We start from the raw sequence: 24,313 nt of genomic DNA on the forward strand, positions 1-24,313 counted from the left end.
AATTACTTTATTGTCCGAAGGACTTCCTCTTCGGTGTATTTCGGAGTTCCACCTTTTTGAGTAGCAACGAATCCGCCGAGTTTGCAGGCAAAGTCCAAAGTTTCCTCGGGAGTGGATTTCTCCAGATATTTTTTTACAAAACCACTCAAAAAAGCATCTCCGGCTCCGATGGAATCCTGAAATTTCACCTGATATCCCGGATGCTCAATGATTTTTCCTTTTTGGTAAATGACAGCTCCTTTGGATCCACGGGTAACGCAGATGAGGTCGATGGGGAAATGCTGATCCAAGTATTCACAAAGTCCGGAGATCGTCGGTTCTGTTTTGAAATAGTCTGCAAAAATCTCCAGTTCATCCTCATTGATTTTCAAAATATCCGCAAAACCCAAAAGGGTCTCAATCACCTCAAAATCATAAAATGGAGGACGAAGATTGGCATCAAAAACCCGTAAAGTCTTATGATGGAGCAGCTTGAGTAGTGTTTTTAGACTTTCGGGATTTCTAACTCCTAAAGTTCCAAAAACAAATGCATCGGCCTTTTCTACTGCCTGGCTTAGCTGCTCTGACCACTCCAGGTAGTCCCAGGCCACATGGGTAAGGATGTTGTATTTGATATTTTCTGGATCAAAGTCGTCTACCAGTACCTTGGAGGTGGGGTGGTTTTTTTTGATTTGGATAAAATCCAGAGGAAGTCCGAAAGAGCCGAGAAATTCCAAGAGACGATCTCCGTCTTCGTCCTCGCCCACGGCTGAAATCAGCCGGACATCCATGCCCAACTGGTGCAAATTAAGTGCAACATTCATGGGAGCTCCTCCAGCTACTGGACCGGAAGGCAGGCAGTCCCAAAGCATTTCTCCGAAAACTACGACGCAATTAGACATGGTTTTTTTGTAAGTCTTGTTGAATTTCTTCCAGAGATCTTCCTTTGGTCTCAGGCATTTTCAGCCAAACCCAAAGCAATTGAAGAATCATCATCCCGCAGAAGAAAGCGAATATATACCCCGGTCCAAACCTGTTGGCAAAGAAGGGGAAAACATTGGCGATGACCGCTGCCAAAATCCAATGGGTAAACGAGCCCAATGACTGACCGGAGGCTCTTAGCTCATTCGGAAACATCTCTGAGATGAATACCCAAATGACCGATCCCTGTCCTACAGCGTGAGATGCGATAAACCCAAAAACAAAAATCGGAAGCCAGAAAGAAGGAATTCCCGGACCGAGAAAATTATAGGCCATCAAGCTTAGAGAAATGATGTAGCCAAAGGAGCCGATATACATGAGCTTTTTCCTACCTAGTCGGTCAATGAGATACAGTCCCAAGAAGGTGGCAAAGAGATTGGTCAAGCCGATTCCTATAGTAGAGATCAGGGCATTTTCGGTGGAAATACCGGCCATCTCAAAGATTCTCGGAGCAAAGTAGATGATGGCGTTGATGCCGGATACTTGGTTGAAAAAGGCGATCAAAACGGCCAGTAAGGTGCTGGAAAAGAATCTGGGACTGAACAAAGCACCGAAACCAGCCTTTTGCCTTATGTTTTTTTCTTCGGCAATTGCCAGTCTGATCGCTTCATCTACACCTTCCGGGTCTGTACGGGTGAGGATTTCTCTCGCTTTGATCTGATCGTTGAACTTGGCAATCAACCATCTCGGGCTTTCCGGAATACTGAAAATCATCAAGCTATAGATCAAGGCGGGAATCGCTTCCACACCCAGCATCCATCTCCAGTCCTCTGCCAATCCGGCCGTTCCGATCAGGTAATTGGACACATAGGCCATGACGATTCCAAATACAATGTTGAACTGATAAAGCGCAACCAGCAAACCTCTGTTTTTGGCTGGAGCTATCTCAGAAATGTACATCGGAGCTACCACGGAGGAAGCCCCTACGCCCAAACCACCCAAGAATCGAAAAAGGGTAAAGGAAGTGATGTCCCAAGCAATAGCAGAACCCAAAGCAGAAATGAAGTAGAAAAGACCAATCCAAAGCAAGCTCTTTTTCCTGCCCATTCGGTCAGCCGGAATACCCCCAAACAACGCCCCGATCACTGTGCCGTAGAGTGCAGAGGCAATGGCCAGGCCATGTATCCAATCACTAAGCTGCCAGACTTCCTGAATATCCCGCTCAGCTCCCGAGATGACTGCGGTATCAAAGCCAAATAAAAAGCCGCCTAACGCGGCCGTGATGGAGACAAAAAAAGCGTAGTTTTTGGATGACATAGGCTATGTTTTGGGTGGAATGCCTTACTAAACTAAGGAGAAGGTTTCTATTTCAAAACAGGTTTGGACGGTTCTGGTCCTCATCCGGAAAAATCAATCGATTTCCTAGGATAAAATTTTTCTTCAAAACCAAATAAAATTCTGTTTTTACATATCCGGAAAATCCTGCATGAGTGAAAATCCTTATATTCGCAGGCGCAGAAACTGATCTGTTTTTTGCCCTAAATACTGTCTATTCCGAATAGAAACCCAAAATCATGACTTTACCAACTGAGATTTACAAACCCAAAAATCACATCCGGATAGTGACCGCAGCATCGCTCTTTGATGGGCATGATGCAGCGATCAATATTATGCGGAGAATCATCCAATCCACAGGCTGCGAGGTGATTCACCTTGGACATAATCGCTCTGTGCAGGAAATCGTTGATTGTGCCATTCAGGAAGATGTACAGGCCATAGCCATCACTTCCTATCAGGGAGGTCACGTAGAATTTTTCAAGTACATGTATGATCTGTTACGAGAAAAAGGAGCTGGACACATTCAGATTTTTGGTGGGGGAGGAGGAACCATCCTTCCTGAGGAAATTAAAGAACTGCATGGCTATGGTATTACCCGCATCTATTCTCCCGATGACGGAAGGGCCATGGGTTTGCAGGGTATGATCAATGATTTGGTTCAGAAGTGCGATTTTCCTATTGGGGATAAGTTGGCAAAGGATTTTGAGCTGAATAAAGAGATCAAAGGAAGTGTGGCAAGAGCCATCTCTGCCTTTGAAAACTTCCCTGAGAGTTCTACAGGACTGCTGGAGCAGGTGAGAAAAGAAAGCCAAGCAAAAAATACACCTGTATTGGGAATAACCGGAACGGGTGGAGCGGGTAAATCCTCTCTGGTAGATGAATTGGTACGACGATTTATCCTTGACTTTGAGGACAAGACCATGGCGATCATCTCTGTGGATCCTTCAAAAAGGAAAACCGGTGGAGCACTCTTGGGCGATCGAATCCGAATGAATTCTATCCACCATCCCCGGGTGTTTATGCGCTCTTTGGCTACGAGGCAGTCCAATTTGGCTCTTTCCAAGTACGTTCAGGATGCAGTAGATACGGTAAAGGCTGCTGGGTTTGACCTAATCATCTTGGAAACCTCCGGGATAGGACAGTCCGATACGGAGATTATCGAGCATTCTGATCTTTCCCTCTATGTGATGACTCCTGAATATGGAGCGGCTTCCCAATTGGAAAAGATCGATATGCTGGACTTTGCTGACGTGATCGCCCTCAACAAGTTTGATAAGCGGGGAGCTTTGGACGCTATCAGGGATGTGAAAAAGCAATACAAGCGCAATCATAACCTTTGGGAAACTGCCGATGAGGACATTCCAGTTTTTGGCACGATTGCCTCCCAATTCAATGATCCCGGAATGAATCAGCTGTATCGGGCAATCATAGGCAAGGTCAATGATAAATTCCCGGGTTGGGAAAGCACATTTGAACTCACAGCGGGTACATCTGAGAAGATTTACATCATCCCGCCTGCGCGCACCCGGTACCTCAGCGAAATCACGGAAGTAAACCGCAACTACGACAAGTGGGTAGAGGAGCAAAAAGAAATTGCTCAGCAACTCTATTCCATACAAAAGTCCATGGAGGCTATTCGTAAGGCTAAAGTTGGGGATCAGGACCGCCTTCTGAAGGAACTGCAGGAGGTCTATGCTCAAGTCGAGCTTAATCTGGATCCCAAAAACAAAAAATGGTTGGAAGATTGGGCGACAGAATCGGCCCGGTATTCGGATGATTTCTATGTGTTTAAAGTCCGTGACAAGGAGTTGAAAGTAAAAACCTACAGCACTTCCCTTTCCAATTCCAGAATTCCTAAGGTTGCTCTTCCGAAATATGAAGCTTGGGGAGAATTACTCAAATGGGGCTTGAGAGAAAATGTTCCCGGTCAGTTTCCCTACACTTCCGGCGTATTTCCTTTCAAAAGAGAGGGAGAAGACCCAACACGGATGTTTGCAGGTGAGGGCGGTCCAGAGCGAACCAACAAGCGCTTTCACTATGTGTCCAAGGATATGCCTGCCAAGCGTCTTTCTACCGCTTTTGATTCGGTGACCTTGTATGGAGAGGATCCGGATTACCGTCCGGATATCTATGGGAAAATCGGGAACTCCGGGGTAAATATCTGCTGCCTGGACGATGCCAAGAAGTTATACTCCGGATTTAATCTGGTTGACCCTATGACTTCAGTTTCCATGACGATCAATGGACCTGCAGCTACGATGACAGCCTTTTTTATGAATGCAGCCATTGATCAGCAGTGCGAAGTCTATATCAAAGCCAATGGACTCGAAGCCGAAGTTGAATCTAAAATTGAAGCGATTTATAATGAGAAAGGCCTTCCAAGACCTGAGTACAATGCCCCGATCCCGGAAGGAAATGATGGGCTGGGATTGATGCTTTTGGGTGTGACCGGAGATCAGGTATTGCCTGCGGATGTTTACCAAAAGATCAAGGCAGACACCCTTTCCAAAGTAAGAGGAACCGTCCAAGCGGATATTCTCAAAGAAGATCAGGCACAAAATACCTGTATTTTCTCCACGGAGTTTTCACTTCGATTGATGGGAGATGTGCAGCAATATTTTATTGAAAACAGGGTCAGGAATTTCTATTCCGTTTCCATTTCAGGCTACCATATTGCCGAGGCAGGAGCGAATCCGATCACCCAATTGGCATTGACTCTTTCCAATGGGTTCACGTATGTGGAGTATTATGTATCCAGAGGAATGAATATCAATGATTTCGCTCCCAACCTTTCCTTCTTTTTTTCCAACGGAATCGATCCTGAGTATGCAGTGATCGGCAGGGTGGCAAGAAGAATCTGGGCAAAAGCCATGAAACTTAAGTATGGTGCCAATGAGCGTTCTCAGATGCTGAAATACCATATTCAGACTTCAGGTAGATCACTTCACGCGCAGGAAATTGATTTCAATGATATCCGGACTACGCTCCAGGCATTGTATGCGATTTATGACAACTGCAACTCCCTGCACACCAATGCCTACGACGAAGCGATTACAACGCCTACTGAAGCATCGGTTCGCCGTGCGATGGCTATCCAATTGATTATCAATAAGGAATTGGGTCTGGCCAAAAATGAAAACCCGCTTCAGGGTTCTTTCATCATTGAAGAATTGACCGATTTGGTCGAGGAGGCTGTGTATTTGGAATTTGATCGCATCACTGAGCGAGGAGGGGTTTTGGGAGCGATGGAGACCATGTATCAACGGGGCAAAATCCAGGAAGAAAGTTTGCACTATGAAATGCTAAAGCATACCGGTGAATATCCCATTATCGGCGTCAATACTTTCCTTTCTAGTGAGGGCTCTCCGACGATTATCCCGGGAGAGGTAATCCGTGCCACTTTGGAAGAAAAAGAAGCTCAGATTCAAACCTTGAACAATCTTCATCAGGCCTATTCAGGCAAGGAAAAAGAGCAACTATCCGGACTCAAAAAGGCCGCAGTCCAAAATGAGAATGTCTTTGAAAAGCTCATGGAAGCGGCAAAGTATTGTTCCTTGGGGCAGATTACCAATGCTTTGTATGAAGTAGGTGGTCAGTATCGAAGGAATATGTAATTCAATGCAGAAGGCTGAAGTCTGAAATTAGAAAAAGGGCTGAATTAAGAAACAAGAGTCTAGATACAAGACGTTAGGCAGAAGACGCTAGAATATTGTTCGAGTGCTACTTCTGAAGAAGCAGCACAACAAACAGCAAAACTAAACAAGGGTTATCCCGCTTTTTCGAAAGCAGGAATTACCTTTTAAACTTTAAAAAATAGAATTTGGGATTTAAAATTTCTACAAAATCCGAAATCCGAAATCAAAATTCCGAAATCAAAATTCCGACATCGAAAATGTCGTAAATCGTAAATAAAAATGGCTGGAAACAAACGTAACGTCACCGTCCGTATGAAGGCGGACTTGGAATATGAATCCCGTAATCCTCAGGGAAACTTGGTCAATATCGATATGTATGATCCTGAGCATAAGCATGCTCAATCCCCCATGGATTTGCTGCTATCAGCCTTGGGAGGCTGTGCTTCTGTGGATGCCGTATTGATGATGAAAAAGAAGCGCAGAGAAATCGTCGATTTCTTTGTCGAGGTAGAGGGAATCAGAAATGAGGGGGTGCCTGCTTTTTTCACAGATATTGAATTGAAATTTGTGATTGTTTCTCCCAACGCCACAGAGGAAGAGTTTGCCAAAGTGATCGCGTTATCGGTAGAAAAATACTGCTCTGTGGCTTCTTCACTCAAATCCACAATTACTTTCACATCTGAAGTCAGGAGGCAATAATGAGGGTAGTCAAGGAATTTTTGAAGGAAGAGGTTAGAGTCAGCGTTTTCTCCTGGAATAATAAGTATCTGATCAAATTTGAGTTGGGGCCACTTGAGCAGACTTTCAAGTTGAGTGAAATGGATGTTCTGGATGAGTCCGATTTGGAGGCTTTTTGGAAGGGTACCTTTTTCGACTTAGTGGTTCAAAGATTTGAAGAAATGGGAAAAACCTTTCGTGCCCAAGTGGAAAATTTATAATTTCCCTTTCACGCAAGCGGGGGAATATGAAAAATTACCTGAATCTTTTGTTTTTGGGCCTTGGAGTTTGTTCCTGCAGTTTTTTGCCCCAGAAATCTTTTCAAGAAGAATTTTCGGATCTGGAAGAAATGGTGGATCGATTGGAAGATCAGGGGGCTTTCATGAGTCAGAGCTTGGATTCGCTGGCCCACTTTTATGAGGATCAAATTGCCAGATTTGATTCCTTGTTGACCTTTGCGGATTACGATAAGTATCTGATTGAAGGTCCGTTTTCCACGGCCACTCCTGGCTTGGACTCAACCAAAAGCTCTATAATTATCTTAAATACAACCTCCGATCGGGAGCAGGCCCTTCAGGAAGTGGCGGCCACCAACTTTTTGGATGTCCATTTTGCACAATTTGTCAAAAGAAATGAGCTGGTGGCTCAGGTTTACAGCAACTCTGCACTCCAAGTCAGCAGGGTGTACCCTTGCTATGACCATAAAAATATTGTAGATCCGAACATTGACGTCACCCAATTTAATTTTTACTACGCGGCCAACGAGATAAACAATCCAAACAAAGGCTTGGTCTGGATTCCCGATGCCTATGTAGATCCGGCAGGCAGAGGGTGGATTGTTTCCTTAGTCCATCCCATTTATAAAGACAACTCCCTTTTTGCAGTTTTAGGCGTGGATTTTACGGTTGATGATGTGATTTATACCTATTTGCAGGACTACGATGGGGAGTATCTTTTGGTCAATGCCAAGGGAGATATCGTTGCGGGTAAGGCAGGAGCTATTGAGACGATCAGCATGCCTCCGCTTAAGAATCATGTCTATCGGGAGACAGTCAAATCAGAGAATTTTCGGGTATCCGACTTCAATCTTTTTCAAAGCAGAAGCAAAGAAGTCAGGAAAATGGCTCAGGAGTTTCTATTGAACAAAAAAAAGGTTTTCGAATTCAATGAAGAAAAAAACCTGAAAGTAGCCCTTTGTCTTCCATTTGAGGAAATTGACTGGTACATGATCCAAATCATACCCAATAGCTGATGGCCAGTCCCCTGAAACGCTCTAATTTCTTTTTGCTCACTGCTGTGGGTTCTACCTTGATTTTTATGGTGATTTTCCTTGGGTTTAGCTTTTTCAATGCCATTTATCAAACTCAAGTGCAATCGAGAAAGGATTTTTTGAGTCAACAGACGGCCTTGGCTTCAAGAGGACTGGAATCGGAAGTGGACAGGTTTTTGTCAGAGACCGGTTTTTTTGCGGATAACGTTGCAGATCGTTTGAATGAGTTGAAGGCTAACCCGGATCGCTTGGTCAGAACTACCCGGCAGCTGTTTAATGCATTTCCTGGAATGATCGATAACCTATGGATGGATCTGGGAGACTCGGTTTTGTTGTTTTCTCTGACTTCCCGAAATGACTTTTTGGCACAGAAAGTCTCAGAAGGATTACCCAAATCAGGAGGACTTGAAAGCTTCATCCACCTCGAGCGGGAAGGCGTTGAGTTCGTTTTTAATTTGAACTTGCCCAAGTTTTCCAGAGGGTATGTCTCGATATTCTATTTGGATCAGGGAGGGGAAAAGTTTCTGTATTTCGATGAAAACTTGGTTTCTCTGGATCAAGGAAGAGACAGTATCTTTTTGTCTTCTGACCAAGAAGCAGTTCGGTTGGCTATGGAAGATATTTCCATCGGCTTAAAGGGGATTTATCCAGCTACCTGGAATGATGGGGTTAAGGGCAAGGTCTCCGGTACTCTTGCCCAATACCCATTTAATTTTTCCCCATCCATGGGAAATGCTGCACTGATCTTTTTGGTGCCTAGCGAGAACCTCACTTCAGGGATATATTCCACCTATCTTTTTGTCTTTTTCATTCTAGCATTTCTCCTGGTTGGAATGATCGCCGTGTTTATTTTTTCTCTTAAAAGTAAATTTAAGGCAGACCGACTTCGGGAAAAGAACTTGGAGGAAATTTCCTCTCTGTTCGAGCAGCAGAACCTCCTTTTGAAAGAATTGAAGGGTTTTGTGTTTTTTCATGATTACCTAGGACAGATTACGGAAGTAAGTGAGCAGGTGGAGGAAATATTAGGTCACACTAGAGAAGACTTTATTTTTTCCTTCAAGAAAGACTCCAATCATCCCGAGGCTAACCAGGTAAAAGCCAAGGTGATGGAGTTGGTGGCTCAGGGTAAAGATCTTGTTGATTTGGAATCGGATTTTGTCAAGCCAAACGGAGAAAAAATCAGAGTTCGGGTATTCACCAAAGTTATTTTTAATGATGAGGGAAGATTTGAAAGAGGCTTCGGGCTAGGGATTGATATTACCAAGCAGTATTTGGCTCAGCAAGAAATCCTGCAGAGCGAGACTCGTCTGAAAAACCTGATTAAAAATATACCGGACACTATTTTCATTTACAACAGAGAAGGAATTGTGGTGGACTTTCATGTCATGGATACTGAGGCACTTTTGGCTACAGCCAAAGAAACCTTGGGAAGAAATATTTCTGAAATCGTACCTCACAATCAGGGAGAGCTCGTCACCGGAGCATTCAAGAAAGCTATTCAAACCAGAAAAATTCAGACTGTTCAGGTCTTTTGGAATTCTCCAATGGGTGAAAAACACTACGAGATGCGTTTTTTCTTTTTGGATGACAATCAGGTCATGTCCCTATCCAGAGATATTACCAGTCAGAAAATATGGGAAAAGGGATTGGTAGAAGCGATGAATGCAGCAGACCAAGCCAGTCAGGCCAAGTCCCAGTTTTTGGCCAATATGAGTCATGAAATCCGCACACCGATGAATGGACTTTTGGGGATAATCGACTTGCTCGAAGGAACCAAATTGGGCCAAATCCAAAAGCAGTATGTGGAAATAATCAAAAACTCTGGCAACACCCTTTTGGATATTATTCGGGATATTTTGGACTATTCCAAAATCGAGTCAGGGAAAATTGAGATTAATAAAGAGATCTTTGATCCGGCAAAAGAAATTCATGTTCAGAAAGAAATGCTTTCTGGATTGGCAAAGAAAAAAGGGATCAACTTGAACGTTTCGGTTACTTATACCAAAAATTTGGTCTTTGAAGGAGACAAGAATAAGATCAACCAGATACTTCTCAATCTGATAGGAAATGCGCTCAAGTTTACCCCGGAAGGAGGTCAGGTGACGGTTCAGTTGGGCATGGAGGATATTGGGTCGGATTTGTATTTTTTAAGTTACGAGGTTCAGGATACGGGTATTGGGATTTCGGAGGAAAATATTCACCATTTAACCCAGCCTTTCTACCAGGTAGATAGCTCCATTTCCAAGATTTTTCCCGGTACAGGTCTGGGTTTGGCGATAGCCAAGCGGATGATCGAACTTCTGGGTGGTGAATTGAAAATCGAAAGCAAACTCGGCCATGGCTCCAAGTTTGCCTTCTCGATTATGGTCAAAAAATCAGAAAAGGAAGTGCATCCCGGAGGCAATCAGGGATTGACTTGGAAAGATGTCAAAGAAATGGGGGCGGAATTTCCTCTTCGGGTGCTTTTAGCGGAGGATAATGAACTCAATCAGCAGTTGATGACCTTGATGTTTGAACAGTTGGGCTTCCAATATGAGACCGTAAAAAGCGGGAAAGAGGCGGTAGAAAAAGTACAGGATAGAGATTTTGACGTGGTGCTCATGGATGTGCAAATGCCCGATATGAACGGATTGGAAGCTACCCGTGAAATCAGAAAGCTCAAAGACAAGAAAGGACTGATTATTATTGGGCTTTCAGCCAATGTTTTTGAAGAAGATCAAAAAGAGGCCTTGAAGGCAGGGATGGATGACTACCTCACCAAACCCATCCGACTCGCGGTCCTAGCCGACAAGCTGGAGTTTTACTTCAGGAAAGTCAGAGGAGAAGAAATCTCCTAAAAGAAAAAGAGGCTGTCTAATAAATCGTTTCGTTGTCAGCCTGACCCTTCGACTTCGCTCAGGGTGACAGGAGTCGAAGGCCATTTCCAGTTATTTGGAGTACATTTGGATCTCGAAACTCTCGTTTCTCAAGTGTTCAATGTGACAACCCCTACTTTTTAGACAGCCTCTTTTAGGTCTGATTTTTAATCAAATCACAAAGTGGTATTCATGTCAAATGCTTCAAGGTAATCCGCTACCCGGCGGACAAACATTCCTCCCAATGCTCCGTCTACCACCCGGTGGTCATAGGAGTGAGATAGGAACATTTTATGTCGGATCGCAATCACATCCCCGGTTGGAGTTTCTATCACTGCAGGCTTTTTGACGATAGCACCCACAGCTAAGATGGCTACCTGAGGCTGAGGAATGATCGGAGTACCCATCACATTTCCGAAGGAACCCACATTGGATACGGAATAGGTTCCTCCTGAAAGGTCGTCGGCTGTTAACTTATTGGTTCTGGCTCTGTTGGCCAAGTCATTGACTGCCTTAGATATGCCAACGAGGTTGAGCTGATCTGCATTTTTAATGACCGGGACAATCAGATTACCTGATGGCAAGGCTACTGCCATCCCGATATTGATGTCTTTTTTCTTGATGATTCGCTCTCCATCCACGGAGATATTGATCATTGGGAAATCACGAATGGCTTTGGCCACTGCTTCGATGAAGAATGGGGTAAAGGTGATTCCTTCTCCATATTTCTTTTTGTATGCTTCTTTGTTTCTTTCTCTCCAAAGAACAATGGCAGTCATATCCGCCTCCACGAATGAGGTCACATGAGCTGAAATTCGCTTGGATTCGACCATTCGCTGCGCGATGATTTTTCGCATGCGATCCATTTCGATGATTTCGTCGGAAGCCGAAATGCTGACTTGTACCTTTGGAGCAGAAATGGATGGTGCTGGTGAAGCTGGGATTGGTTCTGGCGCCTTTTCTCCTCTTTTGCTGAGGTAATCCACCATATCCTGCTTGGTGACACGACCATCCTTGCCCGTTCCTGGGATAGCCGAAAGCTCGGAAGCAGAAATCCCCTCTTCTTTAGCCATGCTTTTGACCAAGGGGGAATAGAATCTTCCGTCTTCAGCCGGACCTGTGGTTTCTGACTCGGCTTTGGAAATCAAAGAAGCAGTATGCGCAGGTGCAGCAGCTACCAATTCTTCTTTTGCTGAAGATGGGGCTTCTGATTTAGGAGCTGAAGCTTCTACTTCTTGGTTGGTCTCAATAATGGCTATTGGAGCGCCTACAGCTACTACATCTCCTTCTTTTGCAAGAATTTTTTTCAAAACCCCACCATGGGTGGCAGGTACTTCGGTATCCACCTTGTCTGTAGCTACTTCCAGGACAGACTCATCCGCCTCGATGGGGTCTCCCTCTTTTTTAAGCCAGGTCAAAATGGTGCCTTCTATGATACTTTCACCCATTTTGGGCATTAGCATTTCTACACTTGCCATATCGTATTTGGTAATTAAATTGGGTTTATATTCAAGTTTTAAAATTAAATTTTATCGAATACCTTCCCAAACCTTTCTTATAAAATTTTATTTGTCTTTTCTGGAAAAGCACATTCTCAATAAATTCAAGACTGCCACACCGGTCAGTTGGATATTCAACATTCTGTCCTGAGTCAATTGAAGTTTTCTGGTTTCCATGAAATCTTCTCCGGCACAGGCAATCCAAACGGTCCCCACTGGCTTTTCCTCAGAGCCACCATCCGGGCCCGCTACTCCGCTACTGGAAAGACCAAAATCAGCATTGAACAGCTTTCTGACTCCAGCTGCCATTTCCTGCACAGTTTCCTCACTTACGGCCCCGAAGGTTTCCAAGGTTTTGGATTTTACTCCCAAAACGGACTCCTTGAACTGATTGTGGTAGGGGACAACCGAACCTTGAAAGTAGGCTGAGCTGCCTGGTACAGTGGTAACCAAGTGGGAAACATAGCCTCCTGAGCAACTCTCGGCTAAAGCTAGAGTTTTCCCTGCGTTCTTCAAAAGTTTTCCAATGGCAGTCTCCAAGGTTTCGGAATTGAAGCCATACACATACTTATCGATGATCGGAATGACCAGCCTGATTTGCACTTCTACCTCCTGCTCGAGGGTCTTCAGATTGTCTCCAAAGGCAGTCAATCGCAATTTGACATGACCCAAGGAGGGAAGGTAGGCAAGCCGAATATGTTCCGGAAGGTTGTTTTCCCAATCTTTGATCAGGTCAGCAAGCCAGCTCTCACCAATGCCCACCGTCTTGATTACTTTGTGATAGATAACAGGCAATGCCACCACTTTGGGTAAAGTGGGTAAAACAAAATCCTTCATGAGCTTCTTCATCTCATGAGGCACCCCCGGCATAGACATCCAGTATTTCCCTCCTCGCTCAAACCACATTCCCGGAGCAGTCCCCACCTCATTGGGCACATAGGTGCAGCAGGAGGGAAGATGGCCTTGCAGAATATTGAGTGGGGTCATTTCTCTACCTCTTCGCTTAAAAAAGGAAGTGACAGCTTCCACTGCCTGGGGAAATTCTACAACTTCACAGCCAAAGTACTCTGCCAAAAGTGGCTTGGTCAGGTCATCTTGGGTCGGTCCCAATCCCCCCGTGATCAATATCAGGTCGGCTCTTTCTTCGGCAGCCGCAAAAGCAGCGAGAATATCTGCCCGATTATCTCCCACCGTGGTTTTCCTGACCACTTTTACTCCGACCAAATCCAGTTCTTGACTGATCCAATGGGAATTGGTATCCATGATTTGTCCATAGAGAAGTTCATCTCCGATTGCGATGATTTCAGCACGTACAAGTTTCATTTACTCGCTTTGTTATTTAGGGTGATGTTTTAATGCTTGATTCTTTTGAGGAGAATAGGTTCTTGGAAAAATTGAGAATGTCTTTTTGATTACCTGACCTTGGCTTTGCGTAGAATTTTTGAGAAAATACCAGGAAAAAATCGCTTGAGGTACACGGCATACTTTTCTTTTCCTCCGATCAGTACCTCTTCTTTCTTCTTGGAAATCGCTGAAAAAATCTCCACCGCACAAGCTCCAGGACTCATCCCTTTGGCTTGAGCTTCATCCATTTTTCCCAAAGAAGATCCATCCCCGGTGAGTGCATTTACGGAGACTTGAGTCTTGATAAATCCCGGGCAGATTAGTGTTACGGCGATACCGTCTTGGTGATGCTCGGCTCTCAGAGTGTCAAAAAAACCATGCAGCGCATGCTTGGAAGCAGCATAAGAGGACCGATAGGGTGAGGCAAACTTTCCTACAAGAGAGGTAACTACGCCAAACTGTCCACTCCTTTTTTGAACAAAATGGGGCAAAATCGCTTTGGTCAAAGCCACAGTTCCGAAGAAATTCACTTCCATGAGCCGTCTGTCCACTTCAAGGTTGGTTTCCTGTACAAGGGAGCGTTGGCTGATGCCCCCGTTGTGCAGGAGAATGTCAATCTTTCCGAAAAAAGAGATGGCTTCCTTTACCTTAGCATCCATTTGGGAGGTTTCGGTCAAGTCTAGTGGGAGAACCCGTATACTTTCGGGATGCTGGCATTCACTTTTTACCCGCTCCAGTTCTTTTTCCTTTCGGGCCGAAATAATAACATCAAATCCTTTTTTGGAATATACTTTGGCAGTAGCCTCACCGATCCCGGATGAAGCGCCTGTAATCCAAATCACTGGCTTATTCATGGCTTGGCTTTCTTTTCATAGGTGACAAAGGAGTAGGGAAATTCATTTCTTTCATCGGCCGTGAAGTTTTCTCTTTCCGTTTCTTCCCAATCCTTGGGATCAATGGTCGGAAAAAAGGTATCCCCCTCAGGATAAGCATGAACTTCAGTGATTTCTAGTGTGTCGCAAAATGAAAGAGCCTGTTTGTAGATTTCCCCTCCACCGATGATAAAAAGCTTTTCCACCTCCAATTTGTTGCAAAAGACAACTGCCTCCTCTAGGTTGGGAAAGGAGTAATGTCCCTCAGGAGCATGAAATTCCGGGTTTCTGGTTACAATCAAATGGGTTCGATTGGGAAGGGGTTTCCCTAGGGATTCGAAGGTTTTTCTTCCCATCAAAATATAATGACCTGAAGTCAAATTTTTAAACCGCTTAAGATCAGAGGATAATTTCCAGATGAGTTGATTGTCTTTACCGATGACTTGGTTGCTGGCTACAGCGGCAATAAGGATGATTTTCACTTGGTTTTGTTTTGATTCCTGAATTTACCAGTCTTGCTTTTCAAAAAATGAAAAAGGGCAGAAAAATCTGCCCTTTAGATGCCGAAAATTCTGAAAAGTCCGATTAGTTCATGCCCGCCATAGCATTGGGATAGGAGGCCATATCGAATTTTTTGGGAGATCGAGTCTGGATTTCCACCACTTTCATATCGGTGACTTCTCCGTTGTTGTCAGTGAAAATCATTTCCAGAAAGGTTCCTTTAGGCGCGTTAGAGAAGTAGGATTGGTACTTTTCCACTGTTTTGTTGGAAACCATGGGATTGCTTTGGGGAGAAAACATCGAAAATCCCTCAATTGGCTCTTCAGTTACCCAATAATTTCCCTGCCCGTCTTCGGATTTGACCAGGTATTCTTCGCAGGCATAGCCTAGAATGTCTTTTTTATTTCCGGTTTTGGTCATGGAATAGTTTTCTTCTTCCATTTGATCGTCAGCTTCCTCGTCTACTAGGGCCTGAATTTGGTCGTAGTCCATTTTCATGGCAAGGCTGGTTTTTTGCCCCTCATTATCCATCAATATGACCATGGCTTGGTTCTTCACATCCATGATGGTAGTGGTGATATTTTCGGGCGTTTTTGGGTCAGAGAAGGACATTCCCATAAATTCCGAATTGTCACTCAGCAGGTAATTGATCCGGGATGGCGGCTCAGCTTTACCTTTTTTACTGATTGAAGTGACTTCCATGATCATGTACCCGGTGAAATCATAGGCTGATTCGGTATCGGCTACTTGCATCATGCCTCCCAAAAGTCCTTCCATTGGAGATTTGCCCTCTTTTTCCGTTTTTGGGCTTGTGGCATTTTGAGTTGCGTTCTGTGCCGCACTCTGGATTTTCTTTAAGAGTTGGGCCTGGGCCGGCAGGATAGTGGCAAATCCTGCCATGGTGCAGATTAAAATTAGCTTTTTCATAGTTTTTAATTTAAAAATCTATAGCAATGTCTTAAAAATCAGATAAAAAGTAAATAGCTAAAAGAAACTTCACCACTTTAATCCTCTCAGCAACTCTTCGGTTTTCATCCGTTTTTTGCCTTCCAGTTGAAGTTCCTTTACTTCCAGACTTCCATCTCCACATTGAAAGGTCAAGTAGCTTTTCCCATCGGACTCCCACATTCCCGGTTCTTTGCCAGAAAGGCTTTTTTTTGAGACCTCCGTTTTGAACACCTTACAGATCTTTCCCTGAAACTCGGTCCATGCTGCCGGATAGGGTGATAGCCCCCTGACCAAATTGTGGATGGATTCCGCTGATTGATGCCAATCGATCTTCCCGGTTTCCTTGAAGATCTTGGGTGCATGATGAAGGGCCTTTGACTCCTCTTGGGGCAAAGGATTAACATCACCTTTGGAAATGGATTCTACCGTTTTGACCACCAGTTCAGAGCCGATGGTCATCAATTTTTCATAGAGCGAACCCAGATCGTCTTCGGGGAGGATAGCTACTTTTTCCTGAAAAATAATACTTCCGGTATCAATCTCATGCTTGAGGAAAAAGGTAGTGACGCCGGTTTCTGTTTCTCCGTTGATAATCGCCCAATTGATCGGAGCGGCACCCCGATAATCAGGGAGAAGAGAAGCATGAAGATTGAAAGTCCCCAAGGGCGGCATATTCCATACGGACTCAGGAAGCATCCGGAAGGCAACTACTATCTGAAGGTCAGCTTTCAAGTCTCTTAATTCCTGCTGGAATTCCGGATTTTTGAGATTGGTCGGTTGGAGGATGTGAAGTCCGAGTTGCTCGGCAGCTTGCTTGACTGGGGAACCTACTAGTTTCTGGCCTCTGCCTTGAGGCTTATCTGGAGCTGTAATGACTCCGACCACATTCCATCCAGCTTTGACCAGTTTTTCCAATGCAGGCACAGCGAATTCGGGCGTGCCCATGTAGATGATTCGTAGGTCTTCTTTTGACTTTACTTCTTTATTCGACATTCGGAGTTCGGTGTTGGATCTTGGACTTTGGATTTTCAAAAGACCTCAATCCAAATAGTAGTTAATATTAAAATTTATCTGTCTGCTTGGATTCAAATTTTCAGGCAGTCTTTGTCAATCAATTTCCTCATAGTAATAGGAGTAATCAATTCCTTTCATAAACATCTCTCTGCTGTCAATCTCATCGGTCAGGGCGTTTTCAAGCAGGTTTTTTAAAGGGGTGGAATCGACAGGACTTAGTATCATGGCGCTTATGTATTCTGTTTTTCCGATTTTACTCCAGTCCACGCATTTTTTTAGACGTTTTTTCAAAATCAAATCCAGCCAAATGCGTGCGCTTCTGCCGTTACCTTCCATGAAAGGATGGGCCACATTCATTTCTACGTATTTGTCTGTGATTTCATCAAAGGTACGCTCGGGCATCTCATCTATTCGCTTCAAAGTGGCCTCCAGAAACTGCACCATAGCGAATTGGAATCCGCCTTTGGAGATATTCTTTTGTCTGATTTGTCCTGCAAAATCATATAATCCTCCAAACAGATAGGCATGGATTTGCTGCAGACCCTTCGTAGTACCTACTTCGATGCCATTGATGAATGAACTTCCAAAAAGGGCATAGGCTTTTGTTTTGCTTTTGCCGTCGATGGTCTCCTCGCTGTAGGTAAACCATTCGATAAATCGATTGGCTTTTGTCCCAGGAAAGGTTTTTCCCAAAGCAATAATTCCCTCGTAGTCAAGCATATCGGAAAGTCGCTTTTTTCCATCAGGTGCAAGTAATTTCAACTGGGTAGTATCACTAACCACTTGACTTCCTTCTTTCTTGAGTTTGGATTTCAGGTATTTCCAGTAGTTACGGGTTTTGTTGTAATCGTCCTGATTGGTCAGTACCGCAATGATATCCAACACAGAAAACCACCATTTGGAATTCGTCTCATCCCAAAGGGCACGCACTTCCCGGTCGTCAAAAAATCGAATGGATATTTTTTGAGGATTTGTCATGGGGAAATTCGTTAGTTCAGAGATTAGGGTTTATAATTCTGATTTTGAAATCACTTATAAATCAGATACTTTTCTCTTTTCCTTTTGAATTCTTCCAAACCTGCTTTCCAGCTTTCCCGGATTTCTGCTTCGCTTTTTCCTTCCAAAATCTGCTTTTTCAACTCATCTGTGCCAGCAAGGGTATTGAAGAAATTATTGAAAAACTTCTCTTTCATTCCTGATTTCTGATATGCATCAAGAATGTATTTCAAAGTGAATTGATGGTCCAAAGACTCTCCTCGAAGGTCCACACCGTAGCAAAGTTTGTCCTGGTGAGGAGGTGTTTTGGACATGCCGTCGATACTCACAGGAGTGAAGGTGAAGGTCCCGAATTTGGGATCGGGATAGCCGTACATCTGAAATGGATCATAGGTGCCCCGTCCCAAAGACATCACCGTGCCCTCAAAAAAGCAGGTGCTGGGATAGAGTTTGATTGCTAAGTCGCTCGGCAAATTTGGTGAAGGCTTCACGGGAAGGCTGTAAGCTTGAGCATGGATCCAATTTTTAACCGGAATCACTTCCAAGTCCACGGTCAAACCTCCTTTGAGCCACTTTTCCCCATTGATCATCTGAGCCAATTCGCCAACGGTAAGTCCATGGACTACAGGGATAAGGTGCATTCCCACAAAGGACTCAAAGCCTTTTTTCAGCATCGGACCATCGACGTAGCCTCCGTTGGGATTGGGTCGGTCAAAGATGATGACCTTTTTTCCCTGTTCTGCACAGGCTTCCATCACGTAGTGCATGGTGCTGATGTAAGTGAAAAAGCGGGTTCCCACGTCCTGAAGGTCAAAAATCACCACGTCCAGATCTTTGATCTGCTCAGCAGATGGCTTTTTATTGTTTCCATATAGGGAAATGATAGGCAGTCCGGTCTTTTGGTCTACGCTGTTGTCTACTTTTTCTCCCGCATCAGCCGTGCCTCGGAATCCATGCTCCGGCACAAATACTTTTTTGACCTCGATTCCATTTTCCAGAAGAAAATCTACCACATGTTTATTGGCTGATTGGGGAAGGATGGAGGTTTGGTTGCCGACCAATCCCACCTTTTTTCCCTGAAGTATGGGAAGGTATAGGTGGGATTGCTCAGCTCCTACAAGAACTTGCTGGGCAATGGTAGTTTGGGTAAACAGGGTTAGAGTAAAAAAGGCCAAAAAACCGATCAGAAGTGAATTTTTCGCTTGCTTCATGCTAATTTGCGGGGAGTTGTGAAAAACAAATTTAACCGAGTCCCTTGAACCTTTCCTATTTCATTGCCAAAAGAATCAGTTTTAAACAGGCCGGGGGTTTTTCTGGGACCATTCATCGCATTGCAGTCGGCAGTTTAGGTTTGGGCTTAGGAGTGGCCATTCTGGCCTTTATGATTTTGGGCGGCTTTCAAAAGACCGTTTCCGATCGGGTGTATAGTTTTACCGGACACTTTCAGGTGCAGCGCTTTCAGATGAGCAATGCCTTTGAGGAGGCGCCTTTTTCTTTTCAGTCAGAATTCACTCAATCTTCAGATCAATTTCCCTTTATTCAGCGAATTCAGTCCTTTGGACATAAAGCAGCCCTGATGAAAGGAGAGGAAGAGGTGGAAGGAATCCTGATGAAAGGGGTAGGGAAGGATTTTGATACGCTTGAATTTAAGAAATACTTGGTTGAAGGCCGGATACTGACTATTCCGGATTCCGGTGTTAGTAATGAGGTCATGCTGAGTAAGTTGGTAGCTAATAAGCTCTTGCTGAATGTAGGTGATCGGGTGACCCTTTATTTTGTCCAAGATCCTCCCCGCTTCAGAAGAGTGGAAGTGGTTGGGATATTTGAGACGTATCTGGAGAATTTTGATGAAAAGATTGTCATTGGGGAGCTTCAGACTATCCGAAATCTCAACGGATGGAACAGGGACCAAGTGGGCGGTCTGGAGATTTTTGTGGATGATGCATTGAAGGCTGATGAATATTTGCCCTTGATAGAAAATAAATTGGATTTTGACTTAAAGTTGATTGATAGCCGGGATCGGTTTCTGGAAATTTTTGACTGGCTAAGCCTTCTTGATACCAATGTAGTGGTATTTATCTCTCTGATTGGCTTTGTGGCCATTTTCAATATGGGAGCAATTTTGTTTATCCTGATCATGGAGCGAACTCAAATGATCGGATTGCTGAAGGCCATGGGAGCCCGAAATGCCCAAATCCGGAGAATATTTTTCTGGAATGGGATGAAGATTTTGGGAAGAGGGCTCGTGATTGGAAATGTTATTGGCTTAGGGATCGGCTTTTTGCAGGATACCTTTCGCTTGATTCCACTAGATCCGACCAATTACTATATGAGCTATGTTCCCATTGATTGGAATTGGCCAGTATTTATTCTGTTGAATATTGGGATTGCGATTTTAACTGCTTTGGTACTATGGATTCCTGTTTTGGTGATTTCCAGAGTTGACCCGATTAAGTCTATTCGCTTTGATTGAGGCGAAAGGGGGAAAAAATACTTTTGATTTTCATCCAAATCACGCCAAAAACCGCTTCCTTGAAGATTTTTGGGCTCATCTTGGATTCTCCTCTGGTTCGGTCCGTGAAAATGATCGGAACTTCGATCAACTTGAATCCCAGTTTCCAAGCTGTGAACTTCATTTCGATCTGGAAGGCATAGCCAATGAATCTAATTTCGTCCAAATTGATTCCTTTCAAGACACTTTTGTGATAGCACTTAAAACCAGCCGTGGCATCTTTGATAGGAAGACCTGTAATAAATTTGACATATACGCTGGCGAAATAGGACATCAAAACTCTGCCTATCGGCCAATTGACCACATTTACTCCCGTGATGTAGCGTGATCCAATAGCAAGGTCAAAAGCTCGATCTTTTACGGCATCGTATAGTCGGATCAAATCTTTTGGATTGTGGGAAAAATCGCAGTCCATTTCAAAAATGAAATCGTACTCTCTATCCAAAGCCCATTTAAATCCGGTGATATAAGCCGTTCCCAAGCCTAACTTTCCTTTTCTCTCCAAAAGGTGAAGTCTGTTTGAAAAGTCTTGTTGAAGATTTTTTACCACACTTGCGGTTCCGTCAGGAGATCCATCGTCAATGATCAGGAGTTCAAATTCTCCCTCAAGTCCCATTACAGCAAGCACCATTTCCCGGATATTCTCCAGTTCATTGTAGGTGGGAATGATGACGAGTTTTCGGTGGTTCATAGTGCTTCAAAGCTCAAAAGTAAGAGTTCAGGTGGATTTTTTGAGGAGTGGTGGACTTGAATCTTGGAGATCATCTAGTTTTGCGGCAAAATTTACCCTTATGAACCCCCATATTGCCATAGTCAGCTATTTTTCCATCGGTGCTTATGATGCCAATACCATCGATGAAGACCAACTTCTTTCTCAAGTTTTGAAGAAATTAGGGCTTTCTCATCAAATCGTCGCTTGGTCTGACCCTGAAGTGAATTGGTCCAATTTTTCCCATTTATTGATCAAATCTGTCTGGGATTACTTTGATTATTATCCCGAATTTTTGGCTTGGATGGATCAAATACAGGCTTTAAGGCTTCCGGTATTAAATGATTTGGATCTGATCCGTTGGAATTCCGACAAGAGATATCTTATGGAGATCGAGTCCAAGGGGTTTCCTACAATCGCAGGTGTTTTGTTGGAAAAAGGTTCAAAGCCAGATGTGGGTAGGATCATGCAAAAAATCAAGACAGATACCTTGGTCATTAAGCCTGTGGTAAGCGGAGGAGCGAAAAATACACTGAAGATTCCTGTTAACAGATGGGCTGATTTTGAGAATCAGGTGATCCAACTCCTGAAGCAGGAAGAATTCTTGGCTCAACCTTTTGTGAAAGAAGTGGCTGAGGTGGGAGAGTATTCCTTACTGTTCTTCAATGGTGCTTTTTCGCATGCGGTATTAAAGACTCCAGCTAAGGAAGATTTCCGGGTACAGCATTATTTTGGAGGTACGATTCAAGTGGTTCACCCGGGTCCGGATTTGCTGAATCCAGCCCAAAAACTGATCGATGAATTTGGGAAAAATACCCTCTACGGGCGAGTGGATGGAGTCCTAATTGAAGGGGTTTTTCATTTGATGGAACTCGAATTGATCGAGCCTTATTTGTTTCTTGGTTTGACCAAGGATGCCCTATCAAACTATAAAAAAGCGGTCCGGGAGCGACTTTTGAGTTAAGTTCAAGAGCAATACTCTTCCATTTTATTCAGAGCATAGTCGCTTCCTTTATCAGCAGCTTCTTTGATTAGTTGACATCCTTCTGGGTTTCCCATTCTTGCCATGCAAATTCCTTTTTTGCCCAAAGCCTCGATATGGTCAGGACGGTTTTTGAGCACAAAGTCAAAATCTTCCAAAGCCCATGACAAATAACCGATCTTGAGCAAAGCAAAACCCCGGTTATATCGTGCAGTAATGTTGTCAGGTTCCTTCTTCAAATAGGTGTTGAAGGAGGCGGCTGCTCCATAGATGTCTCCTCGACCTGCTCTTGCCATTCCCATGTAGTAGTAGGTTTCTGCAAAGTCCGGATTCATAGTTTGGGCCAGTTTGAGGAAATTTTCGGCCCTCTCCCAGTTTTTGACCATCAGCTGAGATCTGCCTGCCAAATACAGGATTTCAAAGTCCTCCGGGTCCAGGCTTGAAGCTTTGAGTATTGGGAGCTCTGCTTGTCTATAGTATTCTTTTTCGAAAAGGATTTTTCCGATCCCTGCATGAGCCTGAGCATAAGCTGGATCGATGGAAATGATCGTTTCGTAGTCTGCTATGGCTTCTTTGGTTTTTCCCAATTCCTCATAACACCTAGCCCGGATATGAATGGATTTGATTTCGTTGACATGGAGGAATAGCCTACGATTGATGGCCTCAATTGCTCTTTCATATTGACCGCTTTGGTACAAGGCCTCAATCTCGGCAGGGTCGGCACTGCAGGAGATCAGTAAAAGAATAGCTAAACCCGTAAGAATATGATGAAATCGTTTCATAACGAAATAAACAAAAACAATTTCAAAAATGGAATAAAAATTACTTAAAAGACACAAAAAAAGCTGCCTTGGCAGCTTTCCTTTTTTACAGCACTCCTTTGGTACTTGGGAGTTGGTTGATATTCCTTGCATCCCGCATTACGGCCATTTTGATGGCTCGTGCGAGACCTTTGAAGGTAGCCTCGATCTTGTGATGTTCGTTGTCTCCTTCCACTTTGATATTCAGATTGCACTTTGCTGTGTCAGTGAAGGATTTGAAAAAGTGAAAAAAGAGCTCCGTGGGCATATCTCCAACTTTTTCGCGGGTATATTTGGCATCCCACACAATCCAGGGGCGTCCTCCGAAATCAATAGCTACCTGTGCCAAAGCATCGTCCATTGGAAGCATAAATCCATAGCGGTAAATGCCTTTTTTATCTCCCAAAGCCTTTAGATAGGCTTCACCTAAAGCCAAAGCCGTGTCTTCAATCGTATGATGCTCATCAATGTGTAGATCCCCTTTCACCTTGATTTCCAGGTCAGTACTTCCATGCTTGCCCAATTGCTCCAGCATGTGATCGAAGAAATGCAAGCCTGTGGAAATGTCGCATTTTCCACTTCCGTCGAGGTTCAATTTGATGTAGATGTCTGTTTCAGAAGTGGTTCTTTTGACTTCTGCCTGTCGAGGAGGCATTTTTAGGAATGAATAGATCTCATCCCAGTCTTTGGTGGAAAGTGCGGCATCGGGATTTGGATCTCCGATAAAGATGGCTTTGGCTCCCAAATTTTGCGCAAGCTGCACATCGGTAAACCGATCCCCTATCACGTATGAATTAGCTAAATCATATTCATCGTTAAAGTATTCGGTCAAAAGCCCCGTACGTGGTTTGCGGGTAGGAGCATTTTCATGCTCAAATGTCCGGTCCACGTGAATAGCCTTGAAAAAGACATTTTCCTGTTCCAGAGTTTTGAGCATTTTGTATTGTGCCGGCCAGAAGTCCTTTTCTGGAAAGGAATCCGTGCCCAAACCGTCCTGATTGGTGACCATGACGAGTTCGTAGTCTGTTTCCTCAGCAATTTTCCGAAGGTTGGAAATGGCTTTTGGGAGGAATTCCAATTTTTCCAAGCTGTCTACCTGAAAGTCGGTAGGGGGTTCCTTGATGATCGTACCGTCCCGATCTATGAAGAGTACTTTTTTCATTTACGATTTAAGAATTTCGATTTACGACCTGGATTTGGAGGTCAGGCCTTTTCCCATACTTTTAGTCTATCACAAGAAGGAAAATAATTGCCATGTTCAACTTATAAGTGCAACACCTAATTTTTGTTTGAGTTTTTGTATTGGACTAAGGTAATTAAACTTTCTAACGGGTCTGTTATTGATTTTAGCTTCGATTGCTTGTATTTGTTCTGTTGAGATTTCATTGAGGTCAGTTTTTTTAGGTAAGAAAGCTCTAATC

20 protein-coding genes and 1 pseudogene are annotated in these 24,313 nt (G+C 43.9%); 7 read left to right on the plus strand and 14 right to left on the minus strand.

The features are described 5' to 3' along the window. Positions 1–2: 2 nt before the first annotated feature. Both AAA943_RS12660 and AAA943_RS12665 read right to left on the minus strand, forming a co-directional pair. A complete protein-coding gene (locus tag AAA943_RS12660; RefSeq protein ID WP_338224624.1) occupies positions 3–881 on the minus strand; it encodes a carbohydrate kinase family protein in 879 nt (292 codons plus the stop codon). Further along, positions 874–2,217, minus strand: coding sequence for a sugar porter family MFS transporter (locus AAA943_RS12665; protein ID WP_338224625.1), 1,344 nt, complete (start codon positions 2,215–2,217; stop codon positions 874–876). Before AAA943_RS12665 ends, AAA943_RS12660 begins: the two co-directional genes overlap by 8 nt. A gap of 257 nt (positions 2,218–2,474) precedes the next feature. Here AAA943_RS12665 and AAA943_RS12670 point away from each other — a divergent pair, with 257 nt between their 5' ends. The 5 genes from AAA943_RS12670 to AAA943_RS12690 all read left to right on the plus strand — a co-directional run bounded on the left by AAA943_RS12670 (position 2,475) and on the right by AAA943_RS12690 (position 10,697). Then, a complete protein-coding gene (locus tag AAA943_RS12670) occupies positions 2,475–5,852 on the plus strand; it encodes a methylmalonyl-CoA mutase family protein (RefSeq protein WP_338224626.1) in 3,378 nt (1,125 codons plus the stop codon). Positions 5,853–6,152: 300 nt separating this feature from the next. Further along, complete coding sequence (locus AAA943_RS12675; RefSeq protein ID WP_338224627.1) at positions 6,153–6,572, plus strand: OsmC family protein; 420 nt, start codon at positions 6,153–6,155, stop codon at positions 6,570–6,572. Continuing rightward, positions 6,572–6,811: a hypothetical protein gene (locus AAA943_RS12680; protein ID WP_338224628.1), complete on the plus strand. Its 240-nt coding sequence runs from the start codon at positions 6,572–6,574 to the stop codon at positions 6,809–6,811. The genes AAA943_RS12675 and AAA943_RS12680 overlap by 1 nt, the downstream gene beginning before the upstream one ends. A 26-nt stretch (positions 6,812–6,837) precedes the next feature. Next, positions 6,838–7,842 carry a hypothetical protein gene (locus AAA943_RS12685; RefSeq protein WP_338224629.1) on the plus strand — a complete coding sequence of 335 codons (1,005 nt, stop codon included), beginning with the start codon at positions 6,838–6,840 and terminating at the stop codon, positions 7,840–7,842. Continuing rightward, the gene (locus AAA943_RS12690; RefSeq protein WP_338224630.1) at positions 7,842–10,697 is read left to right on the plus strand and encodes a response regulator; all 2,856 of its coding nucleotides are present in this window, start codon (positions 7,842–7,844) and stop codon (positions 10,695–10,697) included. Before AAA943_RS12685 ends, AAA943_RS12690 begins: the two co-directional genes overlap by 1 nt. 194 nt (positions 10,698–10,891) lie before the next feature. On the opposite strand, the gene AAA943_RS12695 is transcribed toward AAA943_RS12690, so the two are convergent. From AAA943_RS12695 to AAA943_RS12730, 8 genes are all read right to left on the minus strand, one after another. After that, positions 10,892–12,193, minus strand: a complete 1,302-nt coding sequence (locus AAA943_RS12695; RefSeq protein WP_338224631.1) for a dihydrolipoamide acetyltransferase family protein — start codon at positions 12,191–12,193, stop codon at positions 10,892–10,894. A gap of 87 nt (positions 12,194–12,280) precedes the next feature. Next, positions 12,281–13,537, minus strand: a complete 1,257-nt coding sequence (locus AAA943_RS12700) for a competence/damage-inducible protein A (RefSeq protein ID WP_338224632.1) — start codon at positions 13,535–13,537, stop codon at positions 12,281–12,283. Between the two features lie 89 nt (positions 13,538–13,626). Then, a complete protein-coding gene (locus tag AAA943_RS12705; protein WP_338224633.1) occupies positions 13,627–14,412 on the minus strand; it encodes an SDR family oxidoreductase in 786 nt (261 codons plus the stop codon). Beyond that, on the minus strand, positions 14,409–14,912 hold the full coding sequence (locus tag AAA943_RS12710) for a dihydrofolate reductase (RefSeq protein ID WP_338224634.1): 504 nt from the start codon (positions 14,910–14,912) through the stop codon (positions 14,409–14,411). Before AAA943_RS12710 ends, AAA943_RS12705 begins: the two co-directional genes overlap by 4 nt. A gap of 103 nt (positions 14,913–15,015) precedes the next feature. Further along, entirely contained in the window at positions 15,016–15,858 is an 843-nt protein-coding gene (locus AAA943_RS12715) for a DUF4412 domain-containing protein (RefSeq protein WP_338224635.1), read from the minus strand. A gap of 69 nt (positions 15,859–15,927) precedes the next feature. Then, positions 15,928–16,872, minus strand: a complete 945-nt coding sequence (gene fmt / locus AAA943_RS12720) for a methionyl-tRNA formyltransferase (RefSeq protein ID WP_338224636.1) — start codon at positions 16,870–16,872, stop codon at positions 15,928–15,930. A 114-nt stretch (positions 16,873–16,986) separates the two neighbouring features. Next, positions 16,987–17,871, minus strand: a complete 885-nt coding sequence (gene fic / locus AAA943_RS21890) for a protein adenylyltransferase Fic (protein WP_420915604.1) — start codon at positions 17,869–17,871, stop codon at positions 16,987–16,989. Positions 17,872–17,921: 50 nt separating this feature from the next. Beyond that, a complete protein-coding gene (locus AAA943_RS12730; protein ID WP_338224637.1) occupies positions 17,922–19,100 on the minus strand; it encodes an exo-beta-N-acetylmuramidase NamZ family protein in 1,179 nt (392 codons plus the stop codon). Positions 19,101–19,144: 44 nt separating this feature from the next. On the opposite strand from AAA943_RS12730, the gene AAA943_RS12735 reads away from it, so the two are divergent. Further along, positions 19,145–20,362, plus strand: a complete 1,218-nt coding sequence (locus AAA943_RS12735) for an ABC transporter permease (RefSeq protein WP_338224638.1) — start codon at positions 19,145–19,147, stop codon at positions 20,360–20,362. Here the strand turns inward: AAA943_RS12735 and AAA943_RS12740 are convergent. After that, positions 20,346–21,092: a polyprenol monophosphomannose synthase gene (locus AAA943_RS12740; RefSeq protein ID WP_338224639.1), complete on the minus strand. Its 747-nt coding sequence runs from the start codon at positions 21,090–21,092 to the stop codon at positions 20,346–20,348. The two genes, AAA943_RS12735 and AAA943_RS12740, sit on opposite strands and share 17 nt — an antisense overlap. Before the next feature lie 100 nt (positions 21,093–21,192). On the opposite strand from AAA943_RS12740, the gene AAA943_RS12745 reads away from it, so the two are divergent. Then, positions 21,193–22,074, plus strand: a complete 882-nt coding sequence (locus AAA943_RS12745; protein WP_338224640.1) for an ATP-grasp domain-containing protein — start codon at positions 21,193–21,195, stop codon at positions 22,072–22,074. A gap of 2 nt (positions 22,075–22,076) precedes the next feature. Here the strand turns inward: AAA943_RS12745 and AAA943_RS12750 are convergent, their stop codons facing one another. From AAA943_RS12750 to AAA943_RS21895, 3 genes and pseudogenes are all read right to left on the minus strand, one after another. Continuing rightward, positions 22,077–22,874 carry a tetratricopeptide repeat protein gene (locus tag AAA943_RS12750; protein ID WP_338224641.1) on the minus strand — a complete coding sequence of 266 codons (798 nt, stop codon included), beginning with the start codon at positions 22,872–22,874 and terminating at the stop codon, positions 22,077–22,079. Positions 22,875–22,959: 85 nt separating this feature from the next. Next, entirely contained in the window at positions 22,960–24,054 is a 1,095-nt protein-coding gene (gene hisB / locus AAA943_RS12755; protein WP_338224642.1) for a bifunctional histidinol-phosphatase/imidazoleglycerol-phosphate dehydratase HisB, read from the minus strand. A 96-nt stretch (positions 24,055–24,150) separates the two neighbouring features. Beyond that, positions 24,151–24,313: pseudogene (locus AAA943_RS21895) on the minus strand (IS30 family transposase); the annotation flags it as partial.

The sequence above is a fragment of the Algoriphagus confluentis genome (genome assembly GCF_036245625.1).
Classification (GTDB): domain Bacteria; phylum Bacteroidota; class Bacteroidia; order Cytophagales; family Cyclobacteriaceae; genus Algoriphagus; species Algoriphagus confluentis.

What these genes read in the sequence shown, in the direction of transcription:
- AAA943_RS12675 (WP_338224627.1), top strand. Translation starts at nt 6,153, where the DNA reads ATGGCTGGAAACAAACGTAACGTCACCGTCCGTATGAAGGCGGACTTG.
- fic (WP_420915604.1), bottom strand. Translation starts at nt 17,871, where the DNA reads ATGACAAATCCTCAAAAAATATCCATTCGATTTTTTGACGACCGGGAA.
- AAA943_RS12695 (WP_338224631.1), bottom strand. Translation starts at nt 12,193, where the DNA reads ATGGCAAGTGTAGAAATGCTAATGCCCAAAATGGGTGAAAGTATCATA.
- AAA943_RS12740 (WP_338224639.1), bottom strand. Translation starts at nt 21,092, where the DNA reads ATGAACCACCGAAAACTCGTCATCATTCCCACCTACAATGAACTGGAG.
- AAA943_RS12750 (WP_338224641.1), bottom strand. Translation starts at nt 22,874, where the DNA reads ATGAAACGATTTCATCATATTCTTACGGGTTTAGCTATTCTTTTACTG.
- AAA943_RS12745 (WP_338224640.1), top strand. Translation starts at nt 21,193, where the DNA reads ATGAACCCCCATATTGCCATAGTCAGCTATTTTTCCATCGGTGCTTAT.
- AAA943_RS12690 (WP_338224630.1), top strand. Translation starts at nt 7,842, where the DNA reads ATGGCCAGTCCCCTGAAACGCTCTAATTTCTTTTTGCTCACTGCTGTG.
- AAA943_RS12670 (WP_338224626.1), top strand. Translation starts at nt 2,475, where the DNA reads ATGACTTTACCAACTGAGATTTACAAACCCAAAAATCACATCCGGATA.
- AAA943_RS12705 (WP_338224633.1), bottom strand. Translation starts at nt 14,412, where the DNA reads ATGAATAAGCCAGTGATTTGGATTACAGGCGCTTCATCCGGGATCGGT.
- AAA943_RS12680 (WP_338224628.1), top strand. Translation starts at nt 6,572, where the DNA reads ATGAGGGTAGTCAAGGAATTTTTGAAGGAAGAGGTTAGAGTCAGCGTT.
- AAA943_RS12685 (WP_338224629.1), top strand. Translation starts at nt 6,838, where the DNA reads ATGAAAAATTACCTGAATCTTTTGTTTTTGGGCCTTGGAGTTTGTTCC.
- fmt (WP_338224636.1), bottom strand. Translation starts at nt 16,872, where the DNA reads ATGTCGAATAAAGAAGTAAAGTCAAAAGAAGACCTACGAATCATCTAC.
- hisB (WP_338224642.1), bottom strand. Translation starts at nt 24,054, where the DNA reads ATGAAAAAAGTACTCTTCATAGATCGGGACGGTACGATCATCAAGGAA.
- AAA943_RS12665 (WP_338224625.1), bottom strand. Translation starts at nt 2,217, where the DNA reads ATGTCATCCAAAAACTACGCTTTTTTTGTCTCCATCACGGCCGCGTTA.
- AAA943_RS12700 (WP_338224632.1), bottom strand. Translation starts at nt 13,537, where the DNA reads ATGAAACTTGTACGTGCTGAAATCATCGCAATCGGAGATGAACTTCTC.
- AAA943_RS12730 (WP_338224637.1), bottom strand. Translation starts at nt 19,100, where the DNA reads ATGAAGCAAGCGAAAAATTCACTTCTGATCGGTTTTTTGGCCTTTTTT.
- AAA943_RS12660 (WP_338224624.1), bottom strand. Translation starts at nt 881, where the DNA reads ATGTCTAATTGCGTCGTAGTTTTCGGAGAAATGCTTTGGGACTGCCTG.
- AAA943_RS12715 (WP_338224635.1), bottom strand. Translation starts at nt 15,858, where the DNA reads ATGAAAAAGCTAATTTTAATCTGCACCATGGCAGGATTTGCCACTATC.